Here is a 17689-nt window from a genome sequence, read left to right as displayed (position 1 = left end):
GAGTGAGGGTCGGTGCGCGCCGGAGGCCGAGAAGCCGGCGTGATCTTTCCGTTCTCGGATACTGGTGAGGTTCAGAGTTTGACGAGTTTGTGGTACGGCGCCACGATCCGCAGGATCGGCAGGCCGAAATCGATGGTCACGGCGACGCCCTCCTCGACGCCGATGACGCGGCCGAGGCCGTACTTCTCGTGGGTCACCTGGTCGTCCAGGGCGTAGGTCTCCGGTTCAGGGCCCACCGATGGAGGCTTGAACGGGCTGGTGGGCAGGTGCCGCCGCCGGGCGGCCCGAGAAGAGGTCATGACGCCAGTATGCGCTCACCCGGCCGATCGCGGGAGCCCGGCCTGCCGGCCGCCGCCCGGCTCAGGCGGTCGGGACAACGATCAGCGGCCGTCTCGGGAACTCGCCGGCAGTCGAATCCGACGTGCGGTGACACGGCCCGGGGCTTACGGCTCGCCGGGGCGTGCGGAATGCTCTCGGGTGTCCCCGGTCCTGCTCTCCGAAGCGGGCCGGCGTGAAGGCGAGGTGTCGCAGGTGGCCGTCGCGCCGGCCGGAAGCCGAAGGAATCGGCCGGTTTTGGTGGCCGGGCGATCGCTGTGTTACGGTGGGGAAGTTGCGGTTCCCATGGATTTCTTGTGTGCGCCTGCCGGTCTCAACCCAGGCGCATTTTTTGTTTATGCTCTTTTACGCCCCCGGACCACACGGTGTGGGACCGGGAATCGATCTAGAGGGAGACGGCCATGGCCACCGGCACAGTGAAGTGGTTCAACGCGGAGAAGGGCTTCGGCTTCATCGAGCAGGACGGCGGCGGCGCCGACGTCTTCGCCCACTATTCCAACATCGCGGCCCAGGGCTTCCGGGAGCTCCAGGAGGGCCAGAAGGTGTCCTTCGACATCACCCAGGGCCAGAAGGGCCTGCAGGCGGAGAACATCGTTCCCGCCTGAGGCCCGGCGGGTGGGGCGCGGCGGGATCGGGCCGGCAGATCCGTCGCCGGACGGCCGTCCGCTCTCAGCGCCCCGCCGCCGCCGTCCGTCACCGGCGGGACACCGCGCTCCGGCCGGCGTCGGCCCTGGCGGCGCCTCCGTCGTCCGTCATCTCCCTGGTTCGTTCTCGAGACCTCTTCGCCCGGTCGTACGGTGCCCGGTTGTGTGCAGCGGAGTGCTCCTCGACGTACCGTCCTGAGGAAGGCATTCCATGCCCCGTAACGCTCGTCCACGTCCCGATCGTTCATCCCGGCCCGCCGCCCAGGCCGACCGTGCCCGCAGGCCGCCGGCCACGGGGCGGCAACCCCACGACGAGCCCGCTCGACCGCGGGAATCGGCGCCCGCCCTGCCCGCCGTCTCGGCCTTCGCCGACCTGGACATGCCACCGGCCCTGCTGGCGGCGCTGAAGGAACAAGGCGTCACCGCCCCGTTCCCCATCCAGGCGGCGACCCTGCCGAACACGTTGAACGGCCGGGACATCCTCGGCCGGGGGCGTACCGGCTCCGGCAAGACCCTCGCCTTCGGGCTGGCGCTGCTCGCCCGCACCGCGGGTCGGCGGGCCCGGCCGCGACGGCCCCTGGCGCTGGTGCTCGTCCCCACCCGGGAACTGGCCCAGCAGGTCACCGACGCGCTCATCCCCTACGCCGACGCGGTGCGGCTGCGGCTGACCACGGTGGTCGGCGGGCTGTCCATCTCCCGCCAGGCGAACGCGCTCAAGCACGGCGCGGAGGTGCTGGTCGCCACACCCGGCCGGCTCAACGACCTGGTGGACCGGGGCGACTGCGAGCTGGGCGAGGTGGAGATCACCGTCCTGGACGAGGCCGACCAGATGGCCGACATGGGTTTCCTGCCCCAGGTCACCAGACTGCTCGACCGGGTCGCGCCCGGCGGACAGCGGATGCTGTTCTCGGCCACGCTGGACCGTGACGTCGACCGGCTGGTCCGCCGGTTCCTGCACGACCCGCTCACCCACTCGGTCGACCCGCCGGCCGGGGCGGTCACCACCATGGAGCACCATCTGCTGCACGTCGCCGAGGCCGACAAGCACGCCGCGATCATGCACATCGCCGCCCGTGACGGCCAGGTCATCATGTTCGTCGCCATGAAGCACGCCGCCGACCGGCTGGCCCGCAAACTGCTGGCCGGCGGCGTCCGCGCCGCCGCGCTGCACGGCGGCAGGACGCAGTCGCAGCGCAACCGCACGCTGGAGGCATTCCGCACCGGGGACCTCGACGTGCTGGTCGCCACGAACGTCGCCGCCCGCGGCATCCACGTCGACGACCTCGACCTGGTCGTCAACGTGGACCCGCCCACCGATCACAAGGACTATCTCCACCGCGGCGGACGCACCGCCCGGGCCGGACGTTCCGGAACCGTCGTCACCCTCGTCCTGCCAGGCCAGCGCCGCGAGATGGCCCGTGTGATGTCCGCCGCCGGGATCACTCCGCAAAGCACCCACGTGCAACCCGGCGACGGGGAACTCGCCCACATCACCGGCGCCCGCACGCCCGGCAGGGCACCTGTCACCGTCCCCGCCCCGTCCAACGGCCGCACCACATCCCGCAGTGGCGGCTCGCACAAGCCTCCTCGGCGCAGATCAGCCGGACATGCCCGGCGCTCCTCCCCTGCAGTCCCGCCCCGCCAGGCGTACTGATCAGAGGTTGGAAACACACGACACATAGCCGGACGTATTCGGAATGACGGAGGCCCCTACGGCCGGATGGGGCATTGTCCCCGGCCACGGCCGTCCCTGATTGACGGTCATCGCGAGAGCACCCGCCCGTACGCGACCGGCCCCTGTCCGGCGGCCTGGTCTCCGCCGTTGAACGGAGTGGGTCGGACGTCGGGGAGACGGTGGTCCTGTCCCGGAGGCCGGGGATCGAGTGATCACGAGGTGGTGGTCAAGGGGCCCGCCGGTGAGATTCGGGCGCTTGGGCCGGTGGGGCCGGCCGTCCGCCGTGCGATCCTGGATGTGGGGCCCGGTCCCGTGGGCTTGGAGGTGTTTCCTATGGGTGGTGTAGGGCCCGAGGTGTGGATCGCGACGGCCGACGGCCGGGACATGGTCCGCGCGGACGCGATCGTCGTCGTGCGCCTGGACGGGGAAAGGCTGACGGCTCAGCTGCGCGATGAGTCCAAGCAGACCGTGACGCTGATCGACGGGGTGACCGGTGCGAACCCGCCGGCCGACTTCCATCGCCGGCTCGTCCGGACGGTCGCCGAGCTGGCCGAGTCCAGCGGCGCCCAGCTGGTGCGGGCGGTGTGCGACGAAAAGGGGTGGCGGTGGGTGACCGAGCCGCTGTAACAGGCCGCGACGCGCCCCGCTCCCCGCTCTGTACGGGATGCCAGGAGTTCGTCCTCGTCATCCTGCGCAGACGGACCGGTGGAAGGGGAACGCGAGCGCCTCGGCCAAGGTGACGCAGATCATGAGGCTGTGGTCCAGGCCAGTGACGTTCAGGACCTTCGCAGGGGCGGGGGCGGCCAGGCGCAGCGGAATGCCCATGAGCCCGGCGCGACGCTGGGCGCCGACCAGGACCCCGGGCCTCCGGTAGCGTCGGCCCTTCCCTGGGCGGTCACGGACCCGAGGTCCTCCACTTACGACGCCAGGGAGGCCAGGCCATCCCCGGAAGCGGCCGCCCACTGTTATCACCGGACTTGACGGCTGTCAGGACTCCCCTATCCCAGGCCAGGCCGGACACCCTCGTCGGCCGGGAAGGAGGTGTGGGTGAGGTTCTCGGAGATCTGCCAGATGCGTTTGGCGTCGTCCTCGCTGCGAAGCCGGGAGTAGACGGCCTGTTCGGCGGGCGCGCCGGACAGGTGCCCGAGACCGCTGGGGCCGTACAGGCGGGCGCCGCGTGCGTCCGGCGAGGTGGCGGCCATCAGGGCCGGAAGCAGCGCGGTCTCGACCGTCCCGGCGAGGATGCCGCGGCGGGCCAGCGTACGGATGACGCGCACGGCGGTGGTGTCCCGTGCCCGGCCGACCTCGGGGCGCGCGGCCAGGAGGCTGGTCGGGGCGATGCCGGGGTGGGACAGGTTGCTGGTGATCCCCCAGCCTCCGGCCTGGCTGCGCCGATCCAGTTCAAGCCCGAACAGGCCGAACGCGATCTTGGACTGGCTGTACGCGCGGCGGCCGTGGTAGGACCGTTCCCAGTTCAGGTCATCCCAGTTGATGGCGTTCTCGTTCGCGGCGATGCTGATCTGCGAGGTCACGCGCGCGCGTCCCGCGCGCAGCAGGGGCAGCAAGTGGGCGACGAGAGCGAAGTGCCCCAGGTGGTTGCTGCCGAACTGCAGCTCGAACCCGTCGGTGGTGGTCTGCCGGGTCGGTGGGGTCATCACACCGGCGTTGTTGATGAGGATGTGGATCGGACGGTTCTCACCGAGCAGCGTCGCCCCCAGCGCGGCAACCGAGCCCAGCGACGACAGGTCGAGGTCCCGCAGGGACAGGGTCGCTTCCGGGTACTGCTGCTTGATCTTCGCGATCGCCGCTTCGCCCTTGCGACGGTTGCGGACGGGCATGACCACCTCGGCGCCGGCGGCGGCCAGGCGGGCCGCCAGGCCCAGTCCGACACCATCGCTGGCGCCGGTGACGACGGCGAGTTTCCCAGAAAGGTCGGGAACGGTGATGTCCGGTCGGGTGCGTGCCATGTGCTGCTCCTGGTTTCCCTGAAAGTGGATGCGGTCCCAGGCTGCGCCCGATCCACGGGGACATCCACGGCCTCTCGATCCCAGGCAGGCCGGACCCAGCCGGCCGTGCCCTGAAGGGGGGATTCACAGTCCCAGGCAGTTGTCCGGCACCGGTGGCAGGATGAAAACAGCGCCGGTACGGGGGAGGAAGCAGCCGTGATCGATCGAGCCGGGCTCGCTGAGTTCCTGCGCCGCCGTCGAGAGTCACTTCAACCCGAGGACGTCGGTCTCCCCCGCGGGCAACGACGCAGAACCGCTGGTCTGCGCCGCGAAGAAGTCGCCACCCTCTGCCACATCTCCGCCGACTACTACAGCCGGCTCGAGCGGGAACGCGGGCCGCACCCGTCCGAGCAGATGATCGCCTCGATCGCGCAGGGTCTGCACCTGTCCCTCGACGAACGCGACCACCTGTTCCGCCTGGCCGGGCACAACCCGCCCGCCAGGGGCGCAACCAGCGAGCACATCAGTCCCGGCATGCTCCGCATCTTCGACCGGCTCACCGACACCCCCGCCGAGATCGTCACCGAGCTCGGCGAGACACTCCGGCAGACCCCGCTCGGCGTCGCGCTCACCGGCGACACCACCCGATACACCGGACCGGCCCGCAGCATCGGCTACCGGTGGTTCACCGACCCGGCCACCCGGGCCCTGTACCACCCCGACGACCATGCGCTGCACTCCCGCGTCTTCGCCTCCGGACTACGCGCGATGGTCACACTCCGCGGCCCCGGATCACGGGCCGCTCACCTCATGGAACTCCTGCTCGCCCGCAGCGAAGAATTCCGCGCCATCTGGAACAAACACGAAATCGGCATCCACTACAACAGCGTCAAACGCTACATGCACCCCGAAGTCGGCGCTCTAGAACTGACCTGCCAGACACTTCTCGACCCAGAGCAGTCGCACATCCTTCTCGTCTACACCGCCGTCCCCGGCAGCGAAAGCCACGAGAAACTCCAGCTTCTCTCCGTCATCGGGTCCCCGAACATCATTCCGCAAACGGCTCCGAATGCGTGACCACTGGCACCACCGCAGGTGGTCGTAGGCGGCGCGGATGCGCACTGAAGTCAGGTGAATTCGGTGCCGACCTGAGAGGCTCCATAGGTGGACGTGCGGGTGATCGTGGCGCCGGTGAAGCGGGCGTGGTCCAGGGTCGCCTTGATGAAGTGGACGTTGTCGATGGTGGCGTTGCGCAGGGACGCCCCGGTCAGGTCGGCACGTGAGAACACCGACGCCGTGATCGTGGTCTCGTCCAGGATCGCACCGCGCAAGTCGGCGCCGAGCGCTTGCACATGAGGCAGCTTCGCCCCTGTCAGGTCGGCGCCGGACAGGTTGGCATAGGTGAGTTCGGCCTGCATCAGATTCGTGCCGCGCAGATCCGCGCCCGCCAGGGGCGCGCCCGCCAGGTCGAAGTAGAAGCCGTCGCTGAAGGAGTAACGGATGTCGGTCCAGTCCTCCCCGCGTCTGGCCGCCGTGACGACGTCGCGGAGGTTGGCCGCTTGTTCCGGGTCCGACCAGCGGGCCCGGGCCGCCGCCGCCTCCTGCGGGAGCAGGGCGACAGCGTCCTGACGTGACGGGAGAGAACAGTTCCAGGTGGTGGCGGGATGCTGCTGTTGCAGTCCGGTGGTGACGGCTCCATCGAAGCGTGTCCCGTCGAGCACGTTGCCCATCCATGTCCCGTCGGACAGGTCGGCGCCGGACAGGTCGGCGTCGGTGAGGTCGCAGTCGTAGATCCATGCGCCAACGGCGCGTAGCAGGGGTGCTCGGACCCCGGTCAGCCGTACGCACTGCAGTCGGCTCCCGGAGATGTCCGCGCCGGCGAGGATGGCGCCGGAGAAGTCGGCCGGGTCCGCGCGGACCTCGACCAGGACCGCGTCCGTCAGATCCGCTCCGGACAGGTCCGCGTAGTCGAGCGAGGCGCCGCGGAGATCGATCCCCGTCAGGTCCCGGCCGGCCAGCGGAGCCCCCTCCAGGTCGCTCTCCGTGTCATGGACCGGCCGCCGGCCCAGGACCGCGCCCCAGTCGCCACCGGTCTGTGCCTCCTCCAGGGCCTCGGTGAGCTTGGCGGCCGTGGCGGGCTCCTCCCAACGTTCCATACGCCAGACCAGGTCCGCGGCGGGAAACCGAGTGGGCATCCGACGATTCTCCTATGATCCGGGCGGCCACTCGTGCATCGGCTTGCCGTACTGATAACCGAGGCCTCGCAAAAAGCCCTCGACATCGTTGTACAGGCGGTTGGCCTCGCTGCGCGCACGTAGGAGGTTGTCCAGCGCCTCGTAGCTGAGGTTGTCCGGCATTCTCCTGCTGAGGGCGGCATACTCGTCGTTCAGCGCCGGAATGATGTTGTTCCGCAGCGCGTTGCGGGCACCCTGGAGGTCGCTGATGTGGCTGAAGGGGACCCCGCTGGGTTTGCGTGCGATGACCTCGCCGTTGGCCTCGCGTCGTGCCGCCGCGAAGTGGTTCTTGTTGGTCTGCCGGTTGATCGAGCCCAGTGGGTCGTTGGCGACGTTCTTCAGCTTCTGGAGCGCGGACTTGGCTCGTTCGCTGAGTCCGTCGTAGTTGGGTGCGAGACCGAAGGGGTCGGACCAGTCCAGCGGGTTGGGCGTATAGGCGTGCGGGTTGATGCCGCCTTCGAGACCGATCGGGTCGGCGCTGATATAGCGGGCGGTGCCGGGGTCGTAATAGCGAAAGTAGTTGTAGTGCAGGCCGGACTCGTCGTCGTGGTACTGCCCTGGGAAGCGCAGCGGGCACGCGGATCCACCGCCCAGGCCCCAGATCGAGGCGGTGTCCAGCGGGACGATGGTGCCGTCCTGGGCGACCAGTTCGGCGGGGGCGCCGACGACGTCGGTGACGACGGCGTGGAAGCTGCCGTCACTGCCCATCTGGACCAGCGGTTTCCCCTGCTCGGGCTCGTACGCCCACATCGTGACCGTGCCGTTGCGCTGCTGTTCGGCGAGCAGCGGACCGTCCCAGACGAACGTCGTGCCCTCCAGGACGGTCCGGCCGTCGGGGGCGATCTTCTCCTTGGCGATGCGGCGGTCCAGCGCGTCGTAGTGGTAGCGCCACCGGTCGCCGCCGGGAGTGAGCAGACCGACGAGCCGGTCCTCGGCGTCCCAGAAGTACCGCCATTCGCGGCGGGTGCCGGAGAGCGTCGTCTGCCGCCGTGTGATCAGGCGGCCCTGGGGGTCGTACTCGTAGCTCGTCCGCCCGGCCCGGCGCAGCAGGGTGCCGGTGTACGCCCGGTCGCCCCGGTCGTCCCGGTCGGCGGGGAGGGCGGGCCAGTCGGCGGTCGTGATGTTGCCCATCGCGTCGTAAGCGTAGTGTTCCGCCCCGCGCGGCCCCTGGACGGCGGTGATCCTGCTGTGCGCGTCGAGTTCGAGCAGGCGTCGTCCCGACCGGCGTTCGGTGATCCCGGTCGGGGTCCCGTCGGCCCGGTAGGCGTAGGTTCGATGTTCGAGCAGACGCGGGTCGGGTCCGGACTGCGGGGTCGGCGCTCCCCAGATCGCCTGGGAGGTGAGCCGGTCCGCCGTGTCGTAGCGGAGATCCATGATGACGCTCGTGCCGAACCGCCGCTGGGTCTCTCGGCCGCGTGCGTCGTGGACGAAGTCCAGCCATCGGCCGCCCGTCATCAGACGCCGCAACCGGCCCGCAGGGTCGAACTGCCAGGCGACCTCGGCCCTCGACGGCGTCTGGCGGCCGATCCTGCGGCCGAGCGGGTCGTAGGTCGAACGAACCGTGCGCTGGTTGCTGGTCTCCGCGATGACCCGGCCGAGGGCGTCGCGCAGGAAGCCGACATCCGCGTGCGCGTTGGTGGCGCGGGCGAGGCGTCCGTTGGCGTCATAGGCGTACGAACTCGTTCCGGCCGCCGACCGCCGGCTCGTGACCCGCCCGAGCGGATCGTGCCGGTACTCGATGATCTCACCGGCGCCGTTGGTCGACCGTACGAGCCGGCCGACGGCATCGTGGTCGTAGCGCAGGGTGCGGCCGTTGAAGTCGGTCTCCTCGACGATCCGGCCGGCCGCGTCATAGGTATAGCGCCACTGTGCGCCCGCCGCGTTCGTGACCGCGACGACCTGGAGTTCGCTGTCGTAGGTCAGCTCGACGGTCGCGCCGTCCGGGCCGACCTGGCGGACCGGCCGGTCGAAAGCGCCGTACTCGGTCCGTACCACCCGGCCGAGCGGGTCGGTCTGGGCGATCAGGTTGCCCTCGGCGTCGTAATCCCACGACCAGCGGTGGCCGAGCGGGTCGGCCATCAAGGTCGGCCGGCCTTCCAGATCCCACCCGTACTGTGTCCGCCGGCCGAGTTCGTCGGTGAAGACGACAAGGCGGCCGAGTGCGTCACGCTGATACTCGACGCGGTCGCCCACCGGGCCGGTGACCGCCGAGGGCAGCCCTGCCGCGTTGTTCTCGATCCGGGTGGTGAACCCGAGGGGGTCGGTCAGACCGGTGATCGCGCCGTGGGAGTCGTAGGTGTAGCGGGTCGTCGCGCCGGCCGGATCGGTCTCGTGCAGGAGGTTCCCGGCCTGGTCGTAGGCGTAGGTCCAGGTCGCGCCGTCGGGCGAGCGGACCCGTACCGGCAACCGGAGATCGTTGTAGTCGATCTGGATGGCCGTGCCGTCCGGGCGCAGCACGGCCGTCATGTCCCCGACGTCGTCGTAGGTGTAGCGGAAGGCATGGCCGAGTGCATCGGTCTGCGAAAGCAGGTTGCCTCTTTCGTCCCATTCGGACGTGGTGGTACGGCCGAGCGCGTCGACCTCGGCGATGATCTGGCCATGCTCGTCGAGGTGGTAGGTCGTCCGCCGGCCCAATGAGTCGACCATGGTGGTGCGGCTGTCGGAGTACTCCAGCCGGACGTCCAGGAAACCGCCGGTGCCGTGCCCGCGGACGGCGCGGCCCGCGTCGTCGTACTCGTAGTGGTACTCGAACCCGTTGCGGTCCCGCCATCCGGTCATTCTGCCGATGTCGTCGTACTCGAAGACCAGGGGCAGGTCCGAGGAGTTGACGACCTCGGTCAGCCGCCCCGCCTGGTCGTGGCCGTACCGCAGGAGCGGGATGTCGGTCTCGCCGGAACGCAGGCTGAGCGCGGTGACCCGGCGGTGGGGGCCGGTGCCGTCACCGTCGACCATGATCCGATAGCCGCCGGAATGCTCAAGGGCGACCAGATCACCGCTCTCGTCATAGCGGAAGTCGATCCGGTTGCCGTTACGGTCGGTGATGGCGCTGAGCGGAAGCCGCGCGCCGAAGGCCCCGCCGAGTCGCGGGAAGTGGAGGAACCGTCCGGCCTGCGGGTCCTCGATCGTGTAGGTGCCGTCGCCGTTCCAGGTCAGCGGGCGGACCGGGCCCTTCTCCGGGACCAGCGGGATCCCCGTCACCAGCATCGCCGGATAGGTGCTGATCGTGCCATCGGCGGCCGCGAACCAGACGCCGTCGCGTTCGACTTCGAGGTGCTGGTCGAGAGTGGACGCCCATGAGGTGCCGAACAGCCGCCCCTGCCGGTACGTGGACAGGTGGATGCGTTCGATGACGAGCGGCATGACCGCCTGCAGAACGACATCGGTCTGGGGCAGCAGCACCTCCCCGCTGGCCACATCGATCGGGTCGCCCTTGGCCGTACGGTTCGCAGGCGTCTGCCCGGGCCTTCCACGCCGCGCGGCCGTGGCGGTGTCGCGTCCGGCGCCCCTCGCGGCGGCCTGCCCGCCCTCACGGCCTGCCTGGCGGCCGGTCTGTCGACCGGCTTGGCGTCCTGCCTGGCGTCCTGCCTGGCGGCCGGCTTGGCGGGTGCTGGTGCGGGTGGCCTTGCCGGCGACCTTGGGCATGATCCGGGCGGCGGCCCGGCCGATGACGCCGCTGACGGCGCGGGCTCCGGCGCGGCCTCCCTTAGGAGCCAAGGAGGGCCTCCACCGCCTTGCTGATGGCGAAGTTGATGGCCAGGTCGGCCAGCTTCTTGGCCACCGGAATCCACGCCAGGGAGGCGCCGAAGGTGGCGACCGAGGCGGCGATGGCCTGGATGATCTGGATCAGCAGCAGCGTCAACTGAATGATCACCGTGATCTTCAACGCCAGCACGATCATCGCGCAGGCGAACAACGCCGCCCCGATCACGCGGGCTCCGCTGACACCGTCCTGAGCCACCCGATGGGCCGAGTCCTCAGCCTCCCACTTGGCCTTGAACGCCTCCATCCCCTGGCCCTGGTTGCTCGACAGGGCGCTCTGGACAGCCTGATCAGCCTGCTGGACCGTGGCCGACACCTTGCCGCCATGCTCCATCCACAGCTGGCCCATCTGGAGCATCTTGGTCTCGTCGCTGTTGGGCCAGAAGTAGCCGAGGTCCTCCAGCAGGCCCGCCAACTGGCCGGGCAGTACCAGGCCCATCAGATCTGCATCCCTATCTGCTGGACGCCGTCGGTGTTCTCCCGCTCGGTGTCGTCCAGATGACCGGCCATCGTCGCCAGCCCGGCGCCGAAATCGGCATAGCCCTCGGCGGCGGAGGTGTAACAGTCGGCCGCCACCCCCTCGGCCGACTCATAGGAGGCCTTGAGCAGGGAGCTGATCATGTCCTCCCCGAACACCCCGCCCAAACCCTGAATCTGCCCGCTCAGCGCCTTGTAGTCGGCGTCAAGCCGCTGCCCGGCCAGACGGAGCCGCTCACCCGCGCTCCGCAGGTCGCCGGTGCGTGCCTGCAGTTCGTTGCCCACTGGGTCACCTTGGCTGAATCGAATTGATCATGTCGGCGAGTGAGCGCATGAAGTCGGCGCTCTGTTGCATGCTCGACTCCCGAAGCCGGGAGATCTCCTCCTGGTCGATGCCGGCGGATCCGGCCTCCCGCTCCGAACGCGACTGCAGATCGTCCAGTGCGGCGTTGACGGCGGTGACGAGGTGACCGGCCAGTTCCTGGGACGGTGAACGCATCGCCCGCTTCTCCACGACCAGGCTCCGGATCCGTCCCCCCGGCTCGGCCACGGCCCGTACCAGCCCCTGAGCAGCCTCCCCCGTCCCCTCGAGCTCGGGGAGCTCGTGCGGCGGGACGGCCACGGACGCCAGCATCCGCTGTGATTCCGCCAGCAGGCCCTGCAGGCCGTGCAGGCCATGCGGCGCCGGACCGCCCTGGAAGGTGACGCTCTCCCGAAGCAGGCTCATGGCCTCGCTCAATGAGCTCGTCAGGGCCTCCATGGTCTGCAACCCCTGTGTCTGGACCTCGTCCAGATATCGGGTCACAGCACCGGCGTCCATTCCGGGGGCGGCGTCGAACGGGAGTTTGGAGCGCAGATCGTCCAATGCGGCATTGATCGCCGTGCGACTGCATTCGGCCAGTTCATCGACGGGAAGTCCCATCACGCGCGGATGGATCTCCAGCGATTTCACCCGGGCCCGTTCGGCCACCGCCCGCACCCTGCCCTCGGCGTCCGCGCCCGAACCCCGCACCGGCGCGTCATCGCCAACGGGCCCCTCTGTGCTCACGACCGAACCCCTTCTTCCCCGCGATGACCAAAACGCACTGTACGGCACACGTCCGACGATCTGACACCACAGGTCGATATGGCCAACCGTTAAGTTGATTAACTCGCGCTCCAAAATCGGACAGCGAAAGATCATGAACGACTCTGTTCATCTCCACCCATTGCGCTGCGCCGCATGAGACACAACGGCTTCGGTTGCGACCCCTGACAGCCGGGCAGCAGGGCGAGGACAAGCCCGGCGGTCACGGCGACGGGAGCGGGCCGGGGTCACAGCGCCGCCCGAACCAACTGGCTCGCCTACCACGCACGCCGCAAAGCCGAGTCCGAGCAGCCATCCGCCAATGACATCTGACCTGGGCCCGCACAGGCGCGTCACATCGCCCATGAACGCGCTGCGGCCCACCGGATGATCATCGCGGGTGGGAAGCGTCGGGCCGGGGTGGGGCGGTGTGCTCGGCCAGGCGGCGCAGCAGCTCGACGAGGTGCTGACGTTCGGCCTCGGTGAGCCGGCCGAAGATGTGCTCGTCCGTCTGCTCGGCGATCCGCCGTGCCTTCGTCAGGGTCTGCTCACCGCGGCGCGTCAGCACGATCGAGTACGCGCGCCGGTCCTGCGGCACCCGCTCGCGGGAGACCAGTCCCCCGTCCTCCAGCTCGTCGATGAGCCGGACCATGGTGGACTTGTCGATGCCGATATGGCCGATCAGGTCCCGCTGGCTGACCGGGCCGTACATCGGCAGCGCGAGCAGTACGGCGAATCCGCGGACGTTGATGCCCAGCGGACGCAGCGCCTGGTTCAGGCGCTCCCGGCTCTGATTGTGGGCCGCGGCCAGCAGCATGCCGAGCCCCACCTGATCGGCGGCCGGGCCGCCCTCCCCGGACAGCAGGCGTTCGAGCAGGTCGTCGAGCATACGCCCAGTCTAGTACTACCTGATATAGTCTCATCTGAGATTATCTCAAGCGCGCAGACCTCCGCGATCGACCAGGAGACGTCCATGCCCGAACTGACCCGCCGGAGCACACTCAAGCTGACCGCCGCGACCGGCATGGCGGCGGCCGTCACCGCACCCGTGCCGCTGCCGATGCGCAGCGCCGCCGCGAGCCCGCACCGGCCCTCGTACGGACGGATCGACACTCACCACCACGCCGTACCGCGCAGGATGCGGCAATGGGCGATCGAGCAGGGCATCATCCCGCCCACCGGCGGTCCCTCCTGGGCCCAGTGGACCCTGCCGAGCACACTGGCGACCATGGAGGCCAACGGCATCGCCGTGGGGGTGGCCTCCGCACCCGTACCGGCCGAGGTGTTCGCGGACCGTAAGGTCGCCGAGTCGGGTGTGCGCGAGTGCAACGAGTCCCTGGCCGAGCTGGTGCGCGACCATCCCACCCGGTTCGGCTTCTTCGCCAACGTGGCCATGCTCCACCCGGACCTGGCGCTCACGCAGATCGCGTACGCGCTGGACGAGCTGGGCGCCGACGGGGTGCTGCTCAACACCTCGGCCGCCGGGCGCTACCTCGGCGACCGGGCGTTCGACCCGCTGCTGGCCGAGCTCGACCGCCGCGGCGCCGTCGTGTTCACCCACCCCTTCTCGCCCAAGGGGATCGTCGAGGTGCCCGGGGTGGGAGACTGGCTCGGCGACTTCCTGCTCGACACCACCCGCACCGCGCTCAGCCTGATCGCCGCCGGGGCCCTGGACCGTTACCGCCGGCTGTCGATCATCTTGTCCCACGCGGGCGGGTTCCTGCCGTACATGGCCGGCCGTGCCGAGCGCTGGGGCAGGGAGGACGACGGGCCCGACCCGGCGAAGATCCGGCGGGCGCTCCGGCGCTTCCACTACGACACGGCGCTGCCGATGTCCCCGTACGCCACCCCGACGCTGCTCGGCGCGGTCGGCGCCGACCGCGTGCTGTTCGGCACCGACTGGCCCGCCAACTCCGCCCGCGAGGTGACCCGCAACACCGCGGACCTCGACCGCGACCCCGGTCTGGACCGCCGCGCGCACCGGGCCATCGCCCGGGACAACGCGCTGCGCCTGCTCCCCCGCCTCGCGGGAGGACGGCGATGATCGGGACCCCGCCCGACGAGCGCGTCCGCGACCAGGTCATGATCGCGGCCGACGTGGTCAAGACCTATGGTGCCGGCGACGGCGCGGTGACCGCGCTGCGCGGGATCTCGGCGGCGTTCACCCGGGGCCGATTCACCGCGATCATGGGACCGTCCGGGTCGGGGAAGTCGACCTTCCTGCACTGCCTGGCCGGACTGGACACCGTGACCTCCGGCACCGTCGTCATCGACGGCGTCGACATCACCGGCCTGTCGCGGACCCGGCTCACGGAGTTGCGCCGCGACCGGATGGGGTTCGTCTTCCAGTCGTTCAACCTGCTGCCGATGCTGACCGCCGCGGAGAACATCCGGCTCACCGGGCGGCTGGCGGGCCGCCACGCGGACCGGCGCTGGTTCGACACGCTGGTGGACGCGCTCGGGCTGCGCGAGCGGCTGGACCACCGGCCTGCGGAGCTGTCCGGCGGCCAGCAGCAGCGGGTGGCCGTGGCACGGGCGCTGCTGACCCGGCCGGAGGTGGTGTTCACCGACGAGCCGACCGGGAACCTGGACTCCCGCTCCGGCGCGGAGGTGCTGGGGTTCCTGCGCACGGCCGTCGACTCCTACCGGCAGACGGTGGTCATGGTGACGCACGACCCGGTGGCCGCCGCACACGCCGACCGGGTGCTTTTCCTGGCCGACGGGACGATCCTCGACGAGCTGGCCGCGCCCACCATCGACGCCGTGCACGCCCGCATGCGCAAGCTGGAGGGCTGACGCCGTGGGCAACGCCATGTGGCTCATCGCGCGCCGTTCGTTCACCGAGGGCTGGCCGCGGCTGACCGCCACGCTGCTGGCGGCACTGGGATCGATCGCGCTCATCGCAGGCTCGCTGCAGTTCGCGCTGCGCGCGCAGGAGGCGGTGTCGGGCAGCGACGCCAGCGAGTACTTCCGCGCTGACGTGCTCGTGCAGGGCGGGACGGTGGATGCGGACGACCCGTACGCGCCGCCCGACGGCCGGATCCGCTTGGACCAGGTCGGGTCCCGGCCGGGAGTGGCGGCGGCCGCCGGGGACGCCGCGGTGGCGGTGACGGCCGCCCGTCCCGACGGACGGGCGATCACGGCGTCGGCCGAGGGCCGTACGCTGCTGCGTCCCTGGGTGTCCGACCCACGGCTGAACCCCTACCGGCTGGAGGCGGGACGCGCCCCCGCCACCGACGGCGAGGTGGCGGTCGTCCGGCACATGTCGCGCGCCGGGAGGCTGCGCGTCGGCGACACGATGACGCTGACGCTGCCCCGCCAGACGCGCCGGGTGCGGATCGCCGGGATCGTCAGCGTCCAGGGCCGCAGCGCGGTGGCCGCCGGCGACCTGGTGCTGGCCCCGCCCGAGACCGTGCGGCGCGCCGCGATGCTGCCCGCGGGCACCTGGCAGAGCGTCTGGCTGAAGGCCGCCCCGGGCGTGCCCGCCGATCGGTTGCGCGGTGAGCTGGCCCGGGAACTGGGCGGCGCGGCCACGGTGCGCACCGCGCAGTCCGTACGGCACGCGCAGACCGCCGCCGCGGCGAGCGAGGGCGCCTCGATCGCCGGCATCGTCGGCATGCTCGCCTCCGTGGCGATCTTCGTCGGCCTGTTCGTGGTGGCCAACACGTTCGGCACGCTGGTACGGCAGCGCACCCGGCGGCTGGCGCTGCTCGGGGCGATCGGCGCCACGCCGCGGCAGGTCAAACGGCTGATCCGGCTGGAGGCCCTGGTGCTGGGCGCGATCGCCTCGGTGGGCGGCGTGGCCGCGGGCTATCCGCTGTCGGCGCTGATCACCCGGCTGTTCGCGCGGGACGGATTCGACGTCTCGGCCGCCGGCGCCCAGTTCGGCTGGGTCGCGTTGGCCGTCCCGGTCGCGGCCGGGATCCTGGTCACCCAGCTGGCCGCCTGGCGGGCGGCGCACCGTGCCGCGGGCATCTCGCCCGTGCAGGCGTTGCGCAGCACCGTCACCGAGACCCGGGGGCGTCGCCGGCGGCGGCTGCCGGCCGCGTTCGCGATCTTCGTCGGTGCGGGCTTCTGGTACGCGGTGGCGGTCGCGGTCCGCGTCGGCGATCCCCCCGGACCGGACCGCACGTTCGCGGTCGCACTGATGGTCCTTTTCGCTTCGATGTCGGCCGTGACCGGGCTGGCCGTCCTCACCCCGTTCTTCGTCGGGCCGCTGGGCGGGCTGGTGGGCCGCCTCGGGACGCTGGTCAGCGGGGAGACCGGACGGCTGGCGCACGCCACCATCACCCGCAGCCCGCGCCGGGTCTCCTCGGCCGCCTCGTCGCTGATGCTGGGCGTCGCACTGGTCGCCTCCGTGGCGCTGGTCACGCTGTCGGTGCACGACCGGTTCCAGGAGGCGGGACGGCAGGTCCTGGCGGCCGAGCACGCGATCGCCTCGACCGCCAGGACCGCCGAGGGCGGGCCCGCCCCGCTGGCCCGGGACGTGGCGGCCCTGCTGGCGGGCACGCCCGGGGTGTCACGGGCGACCGCCCTCACCCGGACCCGGGTCAGGCTCGTATCGCCGCCGGACCGGCTCGAACCGGGCGAGGAGCCCGAGCCGTTCCACTTCCTCGTCAGCGGCGCCGAGCAGACCGGGCTGCGTGACGTCCTGCGGCTGGGCGGCCGGCCGCCCGCGCTGCGCCCTGGACAGATCGCGCTGTCATCGACCGTCATGAAGGAACGGGAACTCCGGCGCGGCCAGCAGATCGTCGTGCGGGGCGCCCAGGGCCGGGTCACGCTCACGGTGGCAGGCGTCTACCACGACCCCTCTCACCTGTTCGCCGAGCAGGCGCTCGTGGCGCCCGCGACGATGGACCGGCTCGATGCCAACGCCGCGACCCAGGCGGTCCTGGTGCGTGGCGGTTCCTCGCAGGCCCTGGCGCGCGCCGTGGCCGCAGTGCCGGGTGCGCGGGTCCTCGACCGAGACGCGTACGTGGACGCGGCGTCGGGCTCTCTCACCCGCCCACTGCGCGCGACCTATGGCTTCGTCGGCATGGCGCTGCTGCTCGCGCTGTTCGGAATGGCGACCACGGTGTCGATGAGCGTCGCCGAACGCACCCGGGAATTCGGGCTGCTGGGCGCCGTGGGCGCGACCATGAGGCAGATCCGCTCGATCGTCCGCTGGGAGGCGGCCACCGTGGTAGCCCTCGGCACGATCCTCGGCCTCGCGATCGCGACCGGCACACTGGCGCTGCTGCACGTGACGACCGGCAGCTCGTTCCTGCGCCCGGATCCGCCGTGGTGGCTGTTCCCGATGGTGACGGCGGGCGCGGCGGCGGCGACGCTGGCGACCTCGTCGCTGCCCGCACGTCGGGCCGCGGCCGTGCCCGTCCTGGAAGCCGCCAAGGCGAAGTGAGCCACCGCGGGTGCACCGCACACCCGGTCGAACGGTTGGTGCGGTGATCTCGGCCGTTGGCAGGATCGCCGGATGGCCGTGAAGCGCGTTGACATGCTGAAGCGGCAGCTCGACATCGCCTTTGGAATACCGCCTTGAGGGCCTGGACGGCGCG

Annotated in this window: 16 protein-coding genes; 7 read left to right on the top strand and 9 right to left on the bottom strand. The window is 70.8% G+C overall.

The window, feature by feature from the left end; genetic code table 11:
• Positions 1–71: 71 nt before the first annotated feature.
• Entirely contained in the window at positions 72–299 is a 228-nt protein-coding gene (locus C4U03_RS24935; RefSeq protein ID WP_103940641.1) for a hypothetical protein, read from the bottom strand.
• A 438-nt stretch (positions 300–737) separates the two neighbouring features.
• Here C4U03_RS24935 and C4U03_RS24930 point away from each other — a divergent pair, with 438 nt between their 5' ends.
• The 3 genes from C4U03_RS24930 (at position 738) to C4U03_RS24920 (ending at position 3282) form a co-directional block, all read left to right on the top strand.
• On the top strand, positions 738–941 hold the full coding sequence (locus tag C4U03_RS24930) for a cold-shock protein (protein WP_024936225.1): 204 nt from the start codon (positions 738–740) through the stop codon (positions 939–941).
• Positions 942–1191: 250 nt separating this feature from the next.
• Complete coding sequence (locus C4U03_RS24925) at positions 1192–2634, top strand: DEAD/DEAH box helicase (RefSeq protein WP_103940639.1); 1443 nt, start codon at positions 1192–1194, stop codon at positions 2632–2634.
• A 354-nt stretch (positions 2635–2988) separates the two neighbouring features.
• Positions 2989–3282: a hypothetical protein gene (locus tag C4U03_RS24920; protein ID WP_146087510.1), complete on the top strand. Its 294-nt coding sequence runs from the start codon at positions 2989–2991 to the stop codon at positions 3280–3282.
• Positions 3283–3339: 57 nt separating this feature from the next.
• Here the strand turns inward: C4U03_RS24920 and C4U03_RS40585 are convergent, their stop codons facing one another.
• Both C4U03_RS40585 and C4U03_RS24915 read right to left on the bottom strand, forming a co-directional pair.
• On the bottom strand, positions 3340–3480 hold the full coding sequence (locus tag C4U03_RS40585) for a hypothetical protein (RefSeq protein WP_160147088.1): 141 nt from the start codon (positions 3478–3480) through the stop codon (positions 3340–3342).
• Between the two features lie 173 nt (positions 3481–3653).
• Positions 3654–4622: an SDR family oxidoreductase gene (locus tag C4U03_RS24915; RefSeq protein WP_103940635.1), complete on the bottom strand. Its 969-nt coding sequence runs from the start codon at positions 4620–4622 to the stop codon at positions 3654–3656.
• A 195-nt stretch (positions 4623–4817) separates the two neighbouring features.
• Between C4U03_RS24915 and C4U03_RS24910 the strand changes: the two genes are divergently transcribed.
• The gene (locus C4U03_RS24910; RefSeq protein WP_103940633.1) at positions 4818–5678 is read left to right on the top strand and encodes a helix-turn-helix transcriptional regulator; all 861 of its coding nucleotides are present in this window, start codon (positions 4818–4820) and stop codon (positions 5676–5678) included.
• Positions 5679–5728: 50 nt separating this feature from the next.
• Here C4U03_RS24910 and C4U03_RS24905 read toward each other — a convergent pair whose 3' ends face one another.
• The 6 genes from C4U03_RS24905 to C4U03_RS40045 all read right to left on the bottom strand — a co-directional run bounded on the left by C4U03_RS24905 (position 5729) and on the right by C4U03_RS40045 (position 13026).
• Positions 5729–6796: a pentapeptide repeat-containing protein gene (locus C4U03_RS24905; protein ID WP_103940631.1), complete on the bottom strand. Its 1068-nt coding sequence runs from the start codon at positions 6794–6796 to the stop codon at positions 5729–5731.
• Between the two features lie 12 nt (positions 6797–6808).
• A complete protein-coding gene (locus C4U03_RS24900) occupies positions 6809–10549 on the bottom strand; it encodes a polymorphic toxin type 28 domain-containing protein (protein ID WP_103940629.1) in 3741 nt (1246 codons plus the stop codon).
• Complete coding sequence (locus tag C4U03_RS24895; protein WP_103940627.1) at positions 10539–11033, bottom strand: WXG100-like domain-containing protein; 495 nt, start codon at positions 11031–11033, stop codon at positions 10539–10541. Before C4U03_RS24895 ends, C4U03_RS24900 begins: the two co-directional genes overlap by 11 nt.
• Positions 11033–11356 (bottom strand): hypothetical protein, encoded by a 324-nt coding sequence (locus C4U03_RS24890; protein ID WP_103940625.1) that lies wholly within the window; start codon positions 11354–11356, stop codon positions 11033–11035. Before C4U03_RS24890 ends, C4U03_RS24895 begins: the two co-directional genes overlap by 1 nt.
• A gap of 4 nt (positions 11357–11360) precedes the next feature.
• Positions 11361–12041, bottom strand: a complete 681-nt coding sequence (locus tag C4U03_RS24885) for a YbaB/EbfC family nucleoid-associated protein (RefSeq protein ID WP_146087509.1) — start codon at positions 12039–12041, stop codon at positions 11361–11363.
• A 487-nt stretch (positions 12042–12528) separates the two neighbouring features.
• Complete coding sequence (locus C4U03_RS40045; protein WP_146087508.1) at positions 12529–13026, bottom strand: MarR family winged helix-turn-helix transcriptional regulator; 498 nt, start codon at positions 13024–13026, stop codon at positions 12529–12531.
• Positions 13027–13110: 84 nt separating this feature from the next.
• On the opposite strand from C4U03_RS40045, the gene C4U03_RS24880 reads away from it, so the two are divergent.
• Genes C4U03_RS24880 through C4U03_RS24870 form a run of 3 tightly spaced genes read left to right on the top strand, consistent with a single transcriptional unit; the run spans position 13111 to position 17535 of the window.
• Complete coding sequence (locus C4U03_RS24880; protein WP_160147087.1) at positions 13111–14181, top strand: amidohydrolase family protein; 1071 nt, start codon at positions 13111–13113, stop codon at positions 14179–14181.
• The gene (locus C4U03_RS24875; RefSeq protein ID WP_200827450.1) at positions 14178–14933 is read left to right on the top strand and encodes an ABC transporter ATP-binding protein; all 756 of its coding nucleotides are present in this window, start codon (positions 14178–14180) and stop codon (positions 14931–14933) included. The genes C4U03_RS24880 and C4U03_RS24875 overlap by 4 nt, the downstream gene beginning before the upstream one ends.
• Before the next feature lie 4 nt (positions 14934–14937).
• Positions 14938–17535: an FtsX-like permease family protein gene (locus C4U03_RS24870; RefSeq protein ID WP_103940619.1), complete on the top strand. Its 2598-nt coding sequence runs from the start codon at positions 14938–14940 to the stop codon at positions 17533–17535.
• The last annotated feature ends 154 nt before the right edge of the window (positions 17536–17689 follow it).

Origin of the sequence: Thermomonospora echinospora (genome assembly GCF_900108175.1) — a bacterium.
Classification (GTDB): Bacteria; Actinomycetota; Actinomycetes; order Streptosporangiales; family Streptosporangiaceae; genus Thermomonospora; species Thermomonospora echinospora.
The sequence above is the reverse complement of the archived record's forward strand: the minus strand, read 5'-3'. Positions and strand labels throughout refer to the sequence as shown.

Coding starts and splice junctions, on each gene's coding strand:
- C4U03_RS24920 (WP_146087510.1), top strand. CDS start 2,989: ATGGGTGGTGTAGGGCCCGAGGTGTGGATCGCGACGGCCGACGGCCGG.
- C4U03_RS40585 (WP_160147088.1), bottom strand. CDS start 3,480: ATGGGCATTCCGCTGCGCCTGGCCGCCCCCGCCCCTGCGAAGGTCCTG.
- C4U03_RS24925 (WP_103940639.1), top strand. CDS start 1,192: ATGCCCCGTAACGCTCGTCCACGTCCCGATCGTTCATCCCGGCCCGCC.
- C4U03_RS24915 (WP_103940635.1), bottom strand. CDS start 4,622: ATGGCACGCACCCGACCGGACATCACCGTTCCCGACCTTTCTGGGAAA.
- C4U03_RS24895 (WP_103940627.1), bottom strand. CDS start 11,033: ATGGGCCTGGTACTGCCCGGCCAGTTGGCGGGCCTGCTGGAGGACCTC.
- C4U03_RS24935 (WP_103940641.1), bottom strand. CDS start 299: ATGACCTCTTCTCGGGCCGCCCGGCGGCGGCACCTGCCCACCAGCCCG.
- C4U03_RS24875 (WP_200827450.1), top strand. CDS start 14,178: ATGATCGGGACCCCGCCCGACGAGCGCGTCCGCGACCAGGTCATGATC.
- C4U03_RS24905 (WP_103940631.1), bottom strand. CDS start 6,796: ATGCCCACTCGGTTTCCCGCCGCGGACCTGGTCTGGCGTATGGAACGT.
- C4U03_RS24930 (WP_024936225.1), top strand. CDS start 738: ATGGCCACCGGCACAGTGAAGTGGTTCAACGCGGAGAAGGGCTTCGGC.
- C4U03_RS24880 (WP_160147087.1), top strand. CDS start 13,111: ATGCCCGAACTGACCCGCCGGAGCACACTCAAGCTGACCGCCGCGACC.
- C4U03_RS40045 (WP_146087508.1), bottom strand. CDS start 13,026: ATGCTCGACGACCTGCTCGAACGCCTGCTGTCCGGGGAGGGCGGCCCG.